The organism is Agriterribacter sp. (genome assembly GCF_035497235.1).
GTDB lineage: Bacteria > Bacteroidota > Bacteroidia > Chitinophagales > Chitinophagaceae > Agriterribacter.
In genome coordinates, this window is sequence record NZ_DATJEB010000050.1 from 1 (window position 1) to 15125 (window position 15125).

Consider the following 15125-nt stretch of genomic DNA (forward strand, 5'->3'; position numbering starts at 1 on the left):
TGCCTGTATTATCTGTAAAACCGGCAATGCTAACTTTTAATGAGTCATTAAAAATGAGCTGATCGGCAAAATGCAGGATATTATTAAATTCTTTGGTTTCTACTTTTTCATACTGGTCAAACCCAAATTGCAGTGTGTTTAGTTCCAGGTATTTGCCGGATTGCTTTATATTACGATGGAGTACACTGTTCCTGCTGTTCCTTTGTGCTGCATTGCTATTTTCCGGTTTTAAATTTACTGCGGATTTTTTTTCAATATGCTCCGTAATTGTTTTTGAAGCAAGCGCTTCCGGAATTATTGTTTCTGCCAGACTGGTGGCTGCATTATTGTGTGCAGGTGGCACATCCGAAACAGGTTCATTGATGGAAAGTGCATTGCTTATTATTTCCATTTTATTGCCGGTTCCGGATAAATGGTTTACCAGCAGGCGGTCTATCTGAAAGGATAAGAGGATAATACTGGTAATAACTAATAGAGTTTTCATACGTGTTTTTTTAGAATGTGTGATAGTATTATCCCTGTAAGGGTTAGTAAAAGTACTTACGGGGATGGTAAAAACCGCATGATTGATCGGTAAATTAAGGCGGGAAAGGATTTCTTACCATAACGCAACAATATGCGGGCAATAGGCGCTGACGGGTTGATATATATCAACCCGTCAGCCGGTGTTAAGTTTAACTCTGATATGCCGTGAGTTCACTGTTCACCCCGAAAAACGATAAACGTGAAACTACTCATCACTTACCACTTACTACGACATATTGCAATTACCTCAGCACTATATGTTTTCAATGTGTATCACAGCATCCAGGTTGAGCGGGCCGTATATATGGGGGAAGGTATCTTCAATAGCGTTAGACCAGTCATAAATTAACTGGCTGGTGAGTTTTTCTGTTTGAATAACTAATTTAATAAGATCTGTTTTGCCGCTGTAATACCTGTTCAGCACATCAGGTATTTGCCGCTCTTCGCTGCAATGAATAAATCCTTCTTCTTTGAGTGCTTTGGATTCATAAAATCCTTTTTGTTTTGCATCATTCCATTCAGAAGCAGTAGTGATGTGGTAGATGACAGGCATGATGTTCAGTTTAAATAAATTTAAGTGTATAATACCCGCGGTATTTTTTGTGCTGTTAACATCAGGTCGGCTAAAACGATGGCCGTTACCGCCTCCAGTACAACAGGCACCCGTAAAGCTATACAAAGATCATGACGTCCTTTTACGGAAAATTTTTCTATATCTCCTGTTTCCCAGTTTAAAGTTTCCTGCACCTTAGGTGTGGAAGAAGTGGGCTTAACGGCAATGCGAAACACCAATTCGTTGCCATTGCTTATACCTCCTACTATTCCTCCCGCATGATTGGTACGGGTTTTTCCGTTCTGATCTGTAATAGCGTCATTGTGCTCACTGCCGAACATGGCGGCTGCCGCGAAGCCTGTTCCAAATTCAATTCCACGTATAGCGGGTATGGCAAAAACAGCATGGCTTAATAAAGATTCCGCTGAATCAAAAAAAGGTTCACCCAGTCCCAATGGCAGCCCGTTTACCCTGCACTCCACAATACCACCAATGCTATCTTTAGCATCAATAGCTTTTTGAAGTCCTTTTTCAATATCTTTTTCCCCGCCAATTTCGAGCAGGGAGGCTATAACCGAAATGCCGCCGGGTACGGCCCCGCTTTTTTCCGGTGATAAGGCAAGTAATAATTTTTTAGCTATCACTCCCGCGGCTACCAATGCTACGGTAAGGCGTCCGCTGAAGTGGCCGCCACCCCTGTAATCTTCAAATCCGCCAAATTTTTGGTGTGCTACAAAATCGGCATGTCCGGGCCGGGGTACGGCTCTTTGCTTTTGATAATCTCCCGAACGGGTATTGTTATTTTCAAACAGTATCGTAATGGGGGCGCCCGTTGTAGTATCGTTAAAAATACCACTCTTAAAAATGGGCAAATCAGACTCCTGCCTGGGTGTTGTTCCCTTTTGTGTGCCTCCTTTCCTCCGTTCTGTATCGTTCAAAAAATCATCTGCTTTCAATGGCAAACCAGCCGGACAGCCGTCAATGCAGATACCCACGCTTTCGCCATGCGATTCGCCCAATATATGTACGCGAAATAGTCTCCCAAAAGAATTCATATGCGAATTTACTTAAAGCTAATGATTGATTATTGAATATGAACGGACTGCTGTTTTATTTTTACGTTCGCCCCCAGCTTAATGAGGTCTTCATAAAAATCAGGATATGACTTGTTGATCGCTTCCGCTTCTTCAATTGTGGTTGCTCCTTCAGCGCGCAGTGCAGCCACCGCGCAGGCCATGGCAATGCGGTGATCGTGACGGGAATGCACCGTTGTGCCTTTTAGGCCTTTTCCGCCATGCACATGCATAATGTCATCCTGTAAATCTACCCGCAGCCCCATTTTACTAAACTCATCCTGCAGGGTTAATCCCCGGTTGCTTTCTTTATGTGCTAACCTGCTTACACCTTTAATAACCGTTGTTCCGCTGCAATATGCCGCCAATGCCACTAATGGAGGAAAAAGATCGGGGCAGTCGGTAGCATCAAAAGTAAAAGCTTTTAATGCGCCCGGAAATAACCTGATTCCTTTATCGCCGGTGTCTATTCCGGCGCCTGCATCCCGCAATGCTTCTACTATTTTTTTATCGGCCTGTGCAGAATCCGGATCGAGCCCGCATACTTCTATATTACCCGCAATGGCTCCTGCCACTAACAAAAATGCTCCGCCGCTCCAGTCTCCTTCTACAGTATACCGTATCCCCGATGGCGAAAGGTGGGCAGGCGACTGGTCGAAATAAAACGCTTTATAATTTTTGTTCTCCGGTATTTTTAAACCAAAAGCCTGCATTACTTTAAATGTAAGGTCTATATACGGCCTGCTTTTTAAATTATTCACTTTAATGGTAACATCACGGGCTTCCGCGGCGGCATAGGCCATCAGCAGGCCTGTTAAAAACTGGGAGCTCAATGAGCCGTCAATTTCAATGTTGCGGGGTTGCAGCGGCCCCGAAAGGGTAATGGGCAGCCTGCCCTTATTTGAACTAACCGTAACGTTTAAACGCGGCAGTATTTCGTCAAAAAAATCCATTGGCCGCGATAGCAAACTTCCTTCTCCGTTTATGGTAACGGGCAGCCTGCTTAATGCCATAACGGGGGCAAACATACGTATACCTAACCCGCTTTCTCCGCAATTTATGGTAAGCGTGCTTTGAGGTGTGCCGGGAGAAGACAGGTCTGTGCCGCTGCTGTCTGTTTCTATACCGCCATCATCGCGTGTGTTCACTTTTGCGCCTAAGGCTGCAATTACCTGCAGCGCGGCTTTATCATCGTTGGAATGCCCCGGGTTATAAATAATACTTTTCCCCCCGCATATCAGTGCCGCGGCGCAGGCCCTTTGCATAGCGCTTTTGGACGCTGGCGCCTGAACCGTATTACAGAGTACCGATGGTTGAATGGTAGCTATCATAATGCTGCTATTATTTTTTCCAGTTGCAGTAAAGGCATTGATTCCACTACAGCCCTGCCTGTTTTATCCAGTAATACATAATTTATTTCCCTGCGCTCCCTCTTTTTATCCATCTTCAGCACTTCGATCACCTTCTTTTTATTAAAATCCGCATAGGTAGGCAGTCCGTATTGTTCCAATAACTTCACTACTTTTCCGGTATCCTTAAATCCTCTTAACTGTGCCGAAATATGGCAGGCATAGGTCATGCCTATGGAAATAGCCTGTCCGTGCGACAGGTCGTATTGGTTTTCCAGCGCGTGGCCCAGCGTATGTCCAAAGTTCAGCAACCGCCTGTCGCCTTTTTCAAATTCATCTTTCTGTACTACTTTAATTTTGATCAGCGCATTTCGCCGGATTAATGAGCGCATTGCCGTTTTCTTTTGCTGATAGGTTTTAAGTGTACCGGTCTCCAGTTCCCTGAACATAGCCGCATCTTTTATACAGGCATGTTTGATGATCTCCGCAAAACCGTTCTCCCATTCATTTTGAGGCAGTGTTTGTAACAAACTGTAATCATGTAAAAGAAAAGAAGGCTGCCGGATAGCGCCCACCATATTTTTATATACGCCAACGTCAATTCCGTTTTTTCCGCCAATGCTTGCGTCTACCATTGCCAGTACCGATGTGGGTACAAATCCAAACGGAATGCCCCGCATATATACCGATGCCGCGTATCCTGTAATATCTGTAATTACTCCTCCGCCAATGCCAATGAGCGTGGTTTTTCGGTCGGCCGCCAACGCAATCATTTGTTCAATTACCGTATCAACGGTAGCCTGTACTTTAAAGGCTTCCCCTGGCTTTAGCACAATCGTATTCCAGTTCCTGAATTTTTTGGTATGACCGCTGTACAGATTTTCATCGGTAACCAGAATTGCCGATTTAGGGTCAACGATTTTTTTTAACTGAGAAAAACTGCTGTCAAAATAAAAATGGGTAGAAGTATTACTGAATTTATATTGTATAGGATCCATTATGAATAGTTCTGATTTTGAGATTTCGGATTTTACGGGTAAGCCTTCAGCTCATGTGTATTACCATCCTGTCAAATGCGGTCAGCTCTTCAGCTAAGGTCTTTTCCTGGTGGTATGCTTCCTGCCTGCTTATATATTCAACAGCTTTATCAATGGTGGAAGGACTGACAGACCAGGCTGAGTAAACATCATCCCATTCAAATGGGTCTGGCAAAAACTTATTGTTGTTCAGCCAGTTTTCCGATTCGCTTTTGAGCTGGTTGATGATTGCTGAAACAGACTGGACAGGCATTAGTTTAAAAAGACAGTGAACATGTTCATCGCCGCCATTTACGGCTATTACCTGGATACCCTTTTCTTCCGGGCTTTTTTTCATGCAGGCAAATAGTACTTTCCGGACTATAGGGGTAAGTACGGGCTGTTTGCCGGCAGTACACCATATAGCATGAATATAAATAAAAGTAGTATTGCTGCCCTGCATAATATTGCCGCGGAAAAACTCAGGCATTCATAATTTTATTTTGATGGTTGATGGATTCCATATGTACCGCATCAAAATATTTAGTGATAAACTCATTGCTCAGCCCGATCTTTTCCCCTTTTTTAAATGCTCTTTCAAGGATTTCGTTCCACCGGGAAGTTTGCAAAATGGTAATGTCGTTTTCCTTTTTATATTGTCCTATTTTTTCAGCAAGACTCATGCGCTGACTGAGTATCTGCATCATTTCATCATCAAGATGATTGATTTGCTGACGAAGCTTTTCCAGGGCTGCATGAAATTCCCTTGAACCCGCATCTTCTTTTCTCCATGTAATGGCGTCTAACATTTCCGCCAGCTTTTCAGGGGTAACCTGCTGTTTGGCATCGCTCCACGCGTTATCGGGGTCAATATGGCTTTCAATCATAAGCCCGTCAAAGTCAAGGTCAATGGCTTTTTGCGCCACTTCTAAAAGAATATCCCTGCGGCCGCAAATATGCGAGGGGTCATTTATTATTTTCAGCTCTGGGTTACGTCTTTTCATTTCAATGGCCAGGTGCCACATAGGGGCATTACGGTATTCGGTATTACCATACGCGCTGAAACCGCGGTGGATCAGTCCTATGGTTTTAATACCGGCCTTGGCTATGCGCTCTACCGCGCCTGTCCATAATTCCAGGTCGGGGTTGATGGGGTTTTTAATAAACACCGGAACATCCGCACCGCGCAATGCATCGGCTACTTCCTGTACGCTGAACGGGTTAACGGTTGTACGTGCGCCTATCCAAAGCATATCTATTTCAAAATGCAGGGCGTCCTGGGCCTGTTTTCCTGTGGCTACTTCAACTGTTGTGGGCAGCCCCGTTATTTTTTTTGCCTGTTGTAACCAGGGTAAACCCTTTGTGCCTACTCCCTCAAAACTTCCCGGACGGGTACGGGGTTTCCAGATGCCGGCGCGGAGCATATCCACTTTTCCTGTATTGGCCAGGCGTTGCGCTGTTTCCAGCACCTGCGCTTCGGTTTCCGCACTGCAGGGGCCGGAAATGATCAATGGTTTTTTATTCAGTTTTTCCAGCACTGCAGCTTTTGTATTGGTTTCAACCGCTTGCATATAATCATGTTTTATTTGTTACTAATCGGGTTATTGAAATTATGCTTAAACTATCTTCTGTGATCGGCTTCGTTCATTCTAATACTTCTGCCCTTATATTTTTTGCCGTCAATAGACCGGATCATCTGGGGCGCCGATTTTTTATCTACTTCTATCCAGCTGTTCATTTCTTTCATATCTATTCTTCCGAGTGAGTCTTTCCTCAAATCACTCATATCTAAAATAAACTGCAGGAAGCTGGCTTTGTAAAAACCATCTTTGGTGCCGAGGTTTACAAATAGTTTGGTAAAGTCGCCACTACCGCCATTTCCGCCAAATTCGCGTCCCTTCGTATCCCGCCTGCGGGTAATATCGCGTCTTTCTGTAAACGCCCTGGTATCCCTGGAACCGCTTTCACGGTATTCACGGGTTCTTTCCCTCACATTCAGATCTTCTGCATTTTCATAGTATTTCAAAAACCGTTTAAACTCATGCGCGGCCAGCCGTTTTAATACTTCTTCTTTACTTACATCGGCAAATTTTTCTTCCAGCATGGGTATATAAGGCTCGTAGCTGGTATCGCTTATGTCTAATTGCAGCAGGTTGTCCATAAAATGGTAGAACTGTTTACGGCATACATCCCTGCCTGCGGGTATCTCCAGTTTATGAAAAGGTACCTGCACCATTCTTTCAATCTGCCTGATCTTCCCGATTTCACGGCTATGTATAACCGACATGCAGATACCTGTATTTCCGGCGCGGCCTGTACGTCCGCTGCGGTGTGTATACACTTCCACATCATCGGGCAGTTCATAATTAATAACATGGGTTATGCCCTGCACATCAATACCCCTGGCGGCCACATCTGTTGCTATTAAAAGCTGCAGTGTTTTATCCCTGAACTCACCCATTACCTTGTCTCTTTGCTGTTGCGTCAAATCGCCATGCAAAGCGTCAATATCATAGCCCTCTCTTGTAAGCTTTTCCGCTATGGACTGGGCATCGGCTTTTGTTCTGGTAAAGATGATGCCATAAATACCGGGGTTAAAATCAATTAACCGCTTCAATGCTTCATAACGGTGCTGGGCGCTGGCTATATAATACTGGTGATCTACGTTTTTATTGGCCGTGTTCATTTTGCCCACGGTTATTTCTACGGGGGTCTTCATGTATTTTTTACTTACACGCCGTATTTCAGCAGGCATGGTAGCGCTAAACAGCCAGGTGCTTTCCCGGTTGGGTGTATTTTGTAAAATAAATTCAATATCATCCTGGAAGCCCATATTCAGCATTTCATCTGCTTCATCAAGCACTACATATTTAATTTGCTCCAGGTTTATAGCTTTGCGTTCAATTAAGTCTATCAGTCTTCCCGGGGTAGCTACAACAATCTGCACGCCTCTTTTTAGCTCCCTTATTTGTGCGCCAATGGCAGTTCCGCCGTATACGGCCAGCACATGCATGCCGGTGATAAATTTTTTAAAAAGCTCTACTTCATTTACAATTTGCATACACAGTTCCCTGGTAGGACAAACCACCAACGCCTGTGGGTATTTATCCTTTGCATCTATAAGCTGTAACAACGGTAGTCCAAATGCTGCCGTTTTTCCTGTACCCGTTTGTGCCAACCCCACCAAATCCGTGGTGCCGCTCAGCAAAACAGGAATTGATTTTTCCTGTATAGGGGTTGGCTGTTTAAATCCCAAAGCATCGGTAGCCTGTACCAATCTCGCGTCTAAACCCAACTCTTCAAATGTCATCATATATTAAAAAAATTTTCGCAAAGATAAACACGATTTCGCTGATTCTCCTTATTATTTGCCGCTTTTGCCCTTCCGCTTTCAGGTATCGGCAGTCAGCTATCGGCTTAAGTACTGCTCATTGCTGAAAGCTGATCGCCGGCAGCTTCATCTCCCAATTACTTAATTATCCGGTTTATTTTATTGGCATTTTCCATTAGTTCCTGCAGGTAGGTATAGTTTTCCTTTTCGAGACAGCTTTTAAACTTTCTTAGCTGGGTAATGTGCTCGTTAAGTACATCTAATACATGCTCCCGGTTTTGTTTAAAAATAGGAAGCCACATGGAAGGGTTGCTTTTTGCCAGGCGTACCGTACTTTCAAAACCGCCCCCTGCCAGTTCGAAAATGGCGTTTTCTTCTTTTTCCTTTTCCAATACCGTATTGGCCAGCGCAAAAGACGTGATATGTGAAATATGACTAACATATGCCGCGTGTATGTCATGCGCGTCTGCATTCATATAGGTAACATGCATGCCCAGTAGCTTATATATTTTTTCTGCAGTATCTACCGCATCGGGATCGCTTTTTTCTTTTTCACAAATTACACAAACCCGGTCTGCAAATGCATCCGCAACCGCGGCTTCCGGCCCGCTGTATTCTGTTCCCCACATAGGATGCGTGGCAACAAAACGCCTGCGCATAGGATGCTTGGCCAGGGCTTCACAAAGCGCCTGCTTGGTTGATCCCGCATCCATTACTATTTGTTTTTCATTCACCAGGTCCATTATTTTCTGTACTACAGGTATAGTGGCGTCTACCGGTATAGCTACATAAATAAGGCTGCTTTTCTTTACCGCTTCTTCCAATGGCAAAGCCTCGTCAATAATGCCTAATTCGAGCGCTTTGTTAATACTCTTTGCTGTACGGCTTACACCAATTACATGTTTTACCAGCCCTTTTTCTTTTAGGATCATACTAAATGAACCGCTGATGAGGCCTACGCCTACAATAGTAATGGTATCGAACATGGTTTATTTTTTTCCTTTCAGTGATGCTTTTACTCGTTCTATGCTTTCCTGTATTTTTTGCTCCGTACAGCACAGGCTTACTCTTATATAATTATTGCCGGCACTTCCAAAAATTCCTCCCGGCGTTATAAATATCCCGGCGTTATACAAGGCTTCATCGCTTAACGCATAACCATCTTTATATGCTGCCGGAATTTTAGCCCATACAAACATGCCTGCCTGTTGCAATGAAAAGGAACAATTGAGCAATTGCAGTAAAGCAAATACTTTCTCTCTCCGGTTCCTGTACATTGCATTAATACTACTGTACCAGTCCTGCCCAAGCGTTAAAGCCTTTGCCGCGGCCAGTTGAACCGGCAAAAACATGCCACTGTCCATATTACTTTTAAAGCGCAGCACTTCATCCATCCTTTCTTTGGCGCCGCACAGCATACCTACACGCCAGCCGGCCATATTCTGCGACTTGCTTAATGAATTCAATTCAACAGCTACTTCTTTGGCGCCCGGCACACTTAAAATACTTGCGGGGTTATCGTTGAGGATGAAACTGTAAGGATTGTCATGCACGATTAAAACGTTATTTGCTTTTGCAAAAGCCACCAGGGATTCAAAAAAGGATGCTGTTGGCAACTGTCCTGTGGGCATATGCGGATAATTTACAAAGAGCAAACGGGCAGACTGGCGCTTTTGTGAACCGGCTATTTGTTTTTTAAGCGCTTCAAGGTCTGGCAGCCAGTTGTTCTTTTCTTCCAGTGTATATTCCACTATATTTCCGCCGGCCAATGTAGCGGCGCTTCTGTAGGTGGGGTAACCGGGGTTGGGTACATACACATCATCTCCTTCATTAATATAGGTCATGCACAGGTGCATAATGCCTTCTTTGCTGCCTATAAGCGGCAATATTTCCGTATCGGCATTTAATGTAATGTTGTACCAGGTTTTGTACCAGGCTGCAATAGCTTCGCGTAAAACGGGCGAGCCTTTATAGTTTTGATAAGCGTGTACATTGGGTTTAGCGCTTTCTTCCTGCAAGGTTTTTATTACATCCGGGTGGGGGGGCATATCCGGACTTCCTATGCCCAGGTTAATGATTTGTTTCCCCTGCCGGTTCAGCTCATCTATTGCTCTCAGTTTTTGAGAGAAATAGTATTCACCAATGCCTTCTAATCGTTTTGCTGTGGAGATCATAATAGTGGTAAGTGGTAAGTAGTAAGTGGTAAGTTATTTGGGTTTATGTATAATGTTTTCCTTTACGGTATACCCCATAAATTTTTAAATCTTCTGTAAGCGCTTTCATATCTTTTATTACCTGGTAAAACTGGTGCAGCGAATCAAATTCCATATCGGCATGAAAAGAATACCTGAAATCGGATCCGGGGATAGGCGAGCTTTGCAGTTTACTGAGGTTGATCTGTCCTTCGGCTATGGTGGTAAGCACTTTGGCCAAACTGCCCCTTGAGTGATCGGTGTGAAAGCTAACAGACGCTTTATTGGCGTTTTCAATTACTTCCGCCAGGTCTTCGTGCTGCAATATCAGAAAGCGGGTATAATTATTTGTTAGTGTATGAATGTCGGGAGTGCGTACATCCAGATGATACAAACTTGCAGCCAGCGTGCTGGCAATGGTGGCAACATGTTTGCTTTTATGCTGGTGAATATGTTTTGCGCTTAATGCCGTATCCTCGGTTTCAACAAGCTTCCAGTTATACTGATCAAGATATTCGAGACATTGCTGAATAGCCATGGGATGCGAATGAACTTCTTTAATATCTTCTAACGGTATGCCAGGGTTTACCAGTAGGTTTTGCCTGATTTGCAGGTATATTTCGCCAACAACTTTAAGTTTACTTTTTTGTAACAGGTTATAGTTGGGCAAAATGCTGCCGGCAATTGAATTTTCAATTGCCATAACACCGCCGTCACTTTCTTTTTTGTTTAACGCTTTTTTAACCACTTCTCCAAAAGTAGCGCAGCAAATTACACCTGTTTTTTTGCCAAAGAAATGCTGGGCCGCCATTTGGTGAAAACTACCTTCATAGCCCTGTATAGCAACAACTGCCGCTATTCCTTCTTCCGGAACCGCCTGTTCCTCGCCGCCGGTTGCGGCATCAGTATCTGCGTAAACCGGGTCTTTCATTCCAGATATGTTACTGAGATCACTCATGTCGTATTTGTATAATCTGATTTCAAAAAGTCACAAAAAAATCCCGGTTTTAAGCCGGGACTGTTTATGCTGAATTTTTTACGTTTTATTTATTTTTCAACAAAAGCAATCCCGGTCTGCCGGTAAAGTAGAAATAAAAATAAAAGAAACCGTATGCTTTTGTTTTGTTCATTGCGTTGCAAATGTAAGACTAAAAATAAATAAATAAATATTTAGGACACAATTTTTTATTTAAAAAAATGCCACCCCTGAACAGGAGTGGCCTCAACGATTGCTTGCCATATAAAAAAACTTCGATCCGCTTATTGCTTAACTGCTTCTTTTGCAGAATCAACAGCCGCGTCTGTAGCTGCTTTTAACGAATCAACAGCGGTATTAGCATCGGCTTTAATGCTGTCTGCAGTAACTTCAGCAGCAGTTTTTAAACTGTCAACTGTAGCTTCAGTAGATTCACTTGCATTGTTGCAGGCAGCAAAAGCGCCTATAGCTAAAATAACGAGTAACTTTTTCATTCTTAATGTTTTTGAATAGTTTGATAATGAAATCTATCTTTAATACGGAAGTGAAAAAAAGGTAACCCGTTTTTTTTAAAATTAATTTTTGCCCAATTTTGGGTTACCAATTATGGCATTATAGTATTAATATACGTTTAGTGAGTAGTAACCTTAAGGAACAAGCATTAATCAGGGGGCTGTCAGTTAACGATAAAAACGCCATTGAAACGATATACAGCGATCATTACGGGATTATTCAAAACCTGGTTTTGAATAATAATGGGTCGGAAGAGGATGCCAAGGATGTTTTTCAGGAGGCTTTGATCGTACTGTATGAAAAGTCTAAATCGGCTGAGTTTGAGTTAAATTGCCAGGTTGGAACCTATTTGTATGCAGTGAGTAAACGGCTATGGCTTAAACGGCTGCAAAAAAGCAGCCGGTATGAGTTGCAGTCTAATGGATTTGAAGAAACGATATATGTGGAAGATGATATTGGGATACATGAGAAGCGGAATAAAGAGTTTGGAATGATGGAATTTGCCATGACCAACATTGGCGAGCCCTGTAAAAGCATACTTGAAGCCTATTATATCCAAAAGCAAAATATGCAGGAGATTGCAGAACTTTTTGGATACACGAATTCGGAGAATGCCAAGAACCAGAAGTATAAATGCCTGGTACGGTTACGAAAGCTATTTTTTGCACAATATAAAAATGGTAACAAATGAATGATGTTCGTTTATTAGAAATGGTGGAACGTTACCTCCAGGGAGATTTGTCGGAGGAAGAAAAAATATTATTCCAGGAGCTGCGCAGAACCCATCCCGATGCAGACCAGTTGGTGGTGGAGCATCATTTTTTTATAAACCAGATGGAACGGTTTGAGCAGGATAAACAATACCGTGCTTCATTGAATGAGGTACATGATAAATTAGTAGCAGAAGGAAAAATAAAGCGGCCCCGCGGGAGTCAGAAACTGGTTTACCTGTGGAACCGTTATAAAAAAACAATAGCCGTTGCAGCTTCAATTGCAGGGATCACCGCTTTAATTATTAGCGGTATGATTACCTCATTAACACCAAAAGCGGATAAAGCACAAATTGAAAACCTGGGAAGAAAAATTGACATTCTGGAAAAGAATCAAAATCACACCCGCCGTGAATTAACTGATGTAAAGAATAAGATTGAGATTCCCGGCGTTCCTGCAAAATTTGGCGGAACAGGTTTTTTGATTGATGCCAGGGGCTATTTGGTAACAAACGCCCATGTGGTGAACAAGGCAGAAAAAGTTACTGTGCAGGGTAAATCCGGTGTTGAGCTAAGCGCTGTAACCATATTTTCGGATGATAGCTTAGATATTGCAATTCTTAAAATTAGCGACAGCCTGTATAAGCCTTTGAGTGCTTTGCCCTATTTTATTAATAAAAAATCTGCCGTTGATCTTGCCGAACCCATATTTACTTTAGGCTACCCCAGGGAAGAGATTGTATATGGCGAAGGTTACCTGAGCGCCAAAACAGGTTTTAACGGTGATACGCTTACCTGCCAGATATCCATTTCCGCTAATCCCGGAAACAGCGGTGGTCCTGTTATTAATAAAGACGGAGAAGTAATTGGTATATTAAGTACACGTCAGACCAGCGCTGAAGGGGTTGTTTTTGCTATAAAATCAAAAAATATTTTTAAGGCATTGGAAGCATTGAAGAAAGACAGCAGTAATTTGCATATTAAATTGCCATTCGCTTCCGCTATTAAAAATATAGACAGAACCCAGCAGGTGAAGAAGATTGAAGAATGCGTGTTTATGGTAAAGGGATATTGATTTGTGGTTTACAAGTTGGGAGTGGTGAGTAGTGAGCGAGTAGTGATTTTTTCAATTCAATACAGCAGGCCGGGTAGGTAATAACTGAAAATCTTCCCGGGAACTGAACTACTGAATCTCTAATGGCTTGTTAAAAGATTGCGCGAAGTCATGCATTATATTCCATGATTCCCTGCAAGGGCTTCCCGGAATTCCCGCGTTTGTAATGGGAGAAGGGTGCTGACCTTTTCCGGGTTCAACATATTCACCCGACAAAAGTATATTGCCATCCTTAATCTTCGCTTTTATTTGCGTAGCTACATTCAATTTTTGGGCTTCTTTTAAGTGAGTTACGATAACACTCATAGACGCTTCGCTCTTTTCAATAGAATAGCCTGCATCTAAAAACCCCCTGATCAGTTGCTCCAGACTAATGCCCGGTATTTTAATAACCTGGTTGCCGTTTAACTGACAAAAACCTGTTGCTGGAAAGGCTGCAATTAGCAAAATGATGAATATTTTCATTGTGGCCGGCTTTCTTTATAAAACAATATACATAAAATATCATTCCACTTATACTTTATGCTGCCTGTTGTGAATAAATATACCCGGTACGATGTGTGTATTGGATAAATATGGAATATGAAAGAGGGCCGTATTGCCTGTTAATGGCGTTCGTGAATTGCTTAATATGGATATTGCCGCTATACAAGAACAAATCCCGTTTAAACAACGGTATGTTCATTGGCAAGTAAAAATGCTTCCTCCGCATCTGCGCCTATACCAGCGGTATCGGGCAGTTCCACAAAAAAATTATTATAAGTTACTCCGCCTGTTACCGGATCAAGTGTATGCCCAAGCATACAGGTATCCATATCGTAAAATTGTATATTGGGCGTAGCCGCGGCAAAATGCGCAAAGGCAGTAAGTGCAATACGGCTTTCGAGCATGCCGCCCATCATACAGGGAATATTATGGACACTGCATACCTCATTAATTTTTAATGCTTCAAGGATGCCGCCGCTTTTAGCGAACTTTATATTTACATAGCTGCATCCTTTGCTTTTTATAATCCTTCCGGCATCATGATGGTCAAAAACACTTTCATCGGCCATAACAGGAATAGGGGAGCTGCGGTTGAGTTCCGGAAGAAAATGATCATTATACCTTCGCATAGGCTGTTCACAAAATTGAATGTTATACGGGCCGATGGCGGTTAGCGCCCGTTGGGCCGCTTCATAAGACCATCCCTGGTTAGCGTCTATGCGTAGCTGTAACCTGTCGCCCACAGCCGAACGTATCTGCCTGATCCGTTCGGTATCTTCTTCGGGGCTCCTGCCTAATTTTACTTTAAGTATACGTACGCCTTTATTTTTAAATTCAACCGCTTTTTCTGTCATGGCTTCGGGCGTATCAATACCAATGGTAAGGTCTGTTTCCATGCTTTTTTTCTCTCCGCCCAGAAAGGCATACAGGGGTTTGCCTGCCGCTTTCGCGCTTATATCATATAAGGCCATATCAAAAGCGCTTTTGATCGTGCTGTTGTAAGCAGTATACGCGTGTAATTCGTTCATGCGTTCGGGTATGTTCAGCGGGTCTTTGCTTTTCCATAACAAAGCGAAATCTTTTGCCATTTCAAAGCAGGTTGCCTGTGTTTCGCCTACTATCATGGGAAAAGCCGAGCATTCCCCAACGCCGTATATGCCCGCGCTGGTATGTATCCTTATAAAAATGTTCTGGGCAAAATGCATGGTTCCGGTAGCAATGGTGAACGGATGCATGGGAATGCTGAATTTGTAAATGCTGGTGTGGGTAATTTTCATATCATATTGC

The 15125-nt window shown here is 43.0% G+C and carries 16 protein-coding genes; 2 read left to right on the forward strand and 14 right to left on the reverse strand.

The genetic code is table 11. The features are described 5' to 3' along the window. From VL121_RS16975 to VL121_RS17030, 12 genes are all read right to left on the reverse strand, one after another. Positions 1–484, reverse strand: a 484-nt coding sequence (locus VL121_RS16975) for a hypothetical protein (RefSeq protein ID WP_325407550.1), incomplete at its 3' end; no start/stop codon positions are given. 294 nt (positions 485–778) lie between these two features. Next, on the reverse strand, positions 779–1078 hold the full coding sequence (locus VL121_RS16980) for a DUF952 domain-containing protein (protein WP_325407552.1): 300 nt from the start codon (positions 1076–1078) through the stop codon (positions 779–781). Positions 1079–1098: 20 nt separating this feature from the next. Next, positions 1099–2133: a chorismate synthase gene (locus VL121_RS16985; protein ID WP_325407554.1), complete on the reverse strand. Its 1035-nt coding sequence runs from the start codon at positions 2131–2133 to the stop codon at positions 1099–1101. A 29-nt stretch (positions 2134–2162) separates the two neighbouring features. Then, positions 2163–3482: a 3-phosphoshikimate 1-carboxyvinyltransferase gene (gene aroA / locus VL121_RS16990; protein ID WP_325407556.1), complete on the reverse strand. Its 1320-nt coding sequence runs from the start codon at positions 3480–3482 to the stop codon at positions 2163–2165. Continuing rightward, entirely contained in the window at positions 3479–4498 is a 1020-nt protein-coding gene (gene aroB / locus VL121_RS16995; RefSeq protein ID WP_325407558.1) for a 3-dehydroquinate synthase, read from the reverse strand. Before aroB ends, aroA begins: the two co-directional genes overlap by 4 nt. A gap of 46 nt (positions 4499–4544) precedes the next feature. Continuing rightward, positions 4545–5006 carry a transposase gene (locus VL121_RS17000; protein ID WP_325407560.1) on the reverse strand — a complete coding sequence of 154 codons (462 nt, stop codon included), beginning with the start codon at positions 5004–5006 and terminating at the stop codon, positions 4545–4547. Next, complete coding sequence (locus tag VL121_RS17005; RefSeq protein ID WP_325407562.1) at positions 4999–6087, reverse strand: chorismate mutase; 1089 nt, start codon at positions 6085–6087, stop codon at positions 4999–5001. Before VL121_RS17005 ends, VL121_RS17000 begins: the two co-directional genes overlap by 8 nt. A gap of 50 nt (positions 6088–6137) precedes the next feature. Continuing rightward, complete coding sequence (locus VL121_RS17010) at positions 6138–7829, reverse strand: DEAD/DEAH box helicase (RefSeq protein WP_325407564.1); 1692 nt, start codon at positions 7827–7829, stop codon at positions 6138–6140. A gap of 155 nt (positions 7830–7984) precedes the next feature. Next, positions 7985–8833 (reverse strand): prephenate dehydrogenase, encoded by an 849-nt coding sequence (locus VL121_RS17015; RefSeq protein WP_325407566.1) that lies wholly within the window; start codon positions 8831–8833, stop codon positions 7985–7987. A gap of 3 nt (positions 8834–8836) precedes the next feature. Continuing rightward, positions 8837–10021, reverse strand: coding sequence for a pyridoxal phosphate-dependent aminotransferase (locus VL121_RS17020; protein WP_325407568.1), 1185 nt, complete (start codon positions 10019–10021; stop codon positions 8837–8839). Between the two features lie 43 nt (positions 10022–10064). Further along, positions 10065–10997 (reverse strand): prephenate dehydratase, encoded by a 933-nt coding sequence (locus tag VL121_RS17025; RefSeq protein WP_325407570.1) that lies wholly within the window; start codon positions 10995–10997, stop codon positions 10065–10067. 302 nt (positions 10998–11299) lie between these two features. Beyond that, entirely contained in the window at positions 11300–11509 is a 210-nt protein-coding gene (locus VL121_RS17030; protein ID WP_325407572.1) for a hypothetical protein, read from the reverse strand. A gap of 140 nt (positions 11510–11649) precedes the next feature. Between VL121_RS17030 and VL121_RS17035 the strand changes: the two genes are divergently transcribed. Both VL121_RS17035 and VL121_RS17040 read left to right on the forward strand, forming a co-directional pair. Then, positions 11650–12219 carry an RNA polymerase sigma factor gene (locus VL121_RS17035; RefSeq protein ID WP_325407574.1) on the forward strand — a complete coding sequence of 190 codons (570 nt, stop codon included), beginning with the start codon at positions 11650–11652 and terminating at the stop codon, positions 12217–12219. Next, on the forward strand, positions 12216–13313 hold the full coding sequence (locus VL121_RS17040) for a S1C family serine protease (RefSeq protein WP_325407576.1): 1098 nt from the start codon (positions 12216–12218) through the stop codon (positions 13311–13313). Before VL121_RS17035 ends, VL121_RS17040 begins: the two co-directional genes overlap by 4 nt. Positions 13314–13421: 108 nt before the next feature. Here the strand turns inward: VL121_RS17040 and VL121_RS17045 are convergent, their stop codons facing one another. Both VL121_RS17045 and VL121_RS17050 read right to left on the reverse strand, forming a co-directional pair. Further along, on the reverse strand, positions 13422–13817 hold the full coding sequence (locus VL121_RS17045) for a hypothetical protein (RefSeq protein ID WP_325407578.1): 396 nt from the start codon (positions 13815–13817) through the stop codon (positions 13422–13424). Positions 13818–14017: 200 nt separating this feature from the next. Further along, the gene (locus VL121_RS17050) at positions 14018–15115 is read right to left on the reverse strand and encodes a mandelate racemase/muconate lactonizing enzyme family protein (protein WP_325407580.1); all 1098 of its coding nucleotides are present in this window, start codon (positions 15113–15115) and stop codon (positions 14018–14020) included. Between the last annotated feature and the right edge of the window lie 10 nt (positions 15116–15125).

What these genes read in the sequence shown, in the direction of transcription:
- VL121_RS16980 (WP_325407552.1), bottom strand. Translation starts at nt 1,078, where the DNA reads ATGCCTGTCATCTACCACATCACTACTGCTTCTGAATGGAATGATGCA.
- VL121_RS16985 (WP_325407554.1), bottom strand. Translation starts at nt 2,133, where the DNA reads ATGAATTCTTTTGGGAGACTATTTCGCGTACATATATTGGGCGAATCG.
- aroA (WP_325407556.1), bottom strand. Translation starts at nt 3,482, where the DNA reads ATGATAGCTACCATTCAACCATCGGTACTCTGTAATACGGTTCAGGCG.
- aroB (WP_325407558.1), bottom strand. Translation starts at nt 4,498, where the DNA reads ATGGATCCTATACAATATAAATTCAGTAATACTTCTACCCATTTTTAT.
- VL121_RS17000 (WP_325407560.1), bottom strand. Translation starts at nt 5,006, where the DNA reads ATGCCTGAGTTTTTCCGCGGCAATATTATGCAGGGCAGCAATACTACT.
- VL121_RS17005 (WP_325407562.1), bottom strand. Translation starts at nt 6,087, where the DNA reads ATGCAAGCGGTTGAAACCAATACAAAAGCTGCAGTGCTGGAAAAACTG.
- VL121_RS17010 (WP_325407564.1), bottom strand. Translation starts at nt 7,829, where the DNA reads ATGATGACATTTGAAGAGTTGGGTTTAGACGCGAGATTGGTACAGGCT.
- VL121_RS17015 (WP_325407566.1), bottom strand. Translation starts at nt 8,833, where the DNA reads ATGTTCGATACCATTACTATTGTAGGCGTAGGCCTCATCAGCGGTTCA.
- VL121_RS17020 (WP_325407568.1), bottom strand. Translation starts at nt 10,021, where the DNA reads ATGATCTCCACAGCAAAACGATTAGAAGGCATTGGTGAATACTATTTC.
- VL121_RS17025 (WP_325407570.1), bottom strand. Translation starts at nt 10,997, where the DNA reads ATGAGTGATCTCAGTAACATATCTGGAATGAAAGACCCGGTTTACGCA.
- VL121_RS17030 (WP_325407572.1), bottom strand. Translation starts at nt 11,509, where the DNA reads ATGAAAAAGTTACTCGTTATTTTAGCTATAGGCGCTTTTGCTGCCTGC.
- VL121_RS17040 (WP_325407576.1), top strand. Translation starts at nt 12,216, where the DNA reads ATGAATGATGTTCGTTTATTAGAAATGGTGGAACGTTACCTCCAGGGA.
- VL121_RS17045 (WP_325407578.1), bottom strand. Translation starts at nt 13,817, where the DNA reads ATGAAAATATTCATCATTTTGCTAATTGCAGCCTTTCCAGCAACAGGT.
- VL121_RS17050 (WP_325407580.1), bottom strand. Translation starts at nt 15,115, where the DNA reads ATGAAAATTACCCACACCAGCATTTACAAATTCAGCATTCCCATGCAT.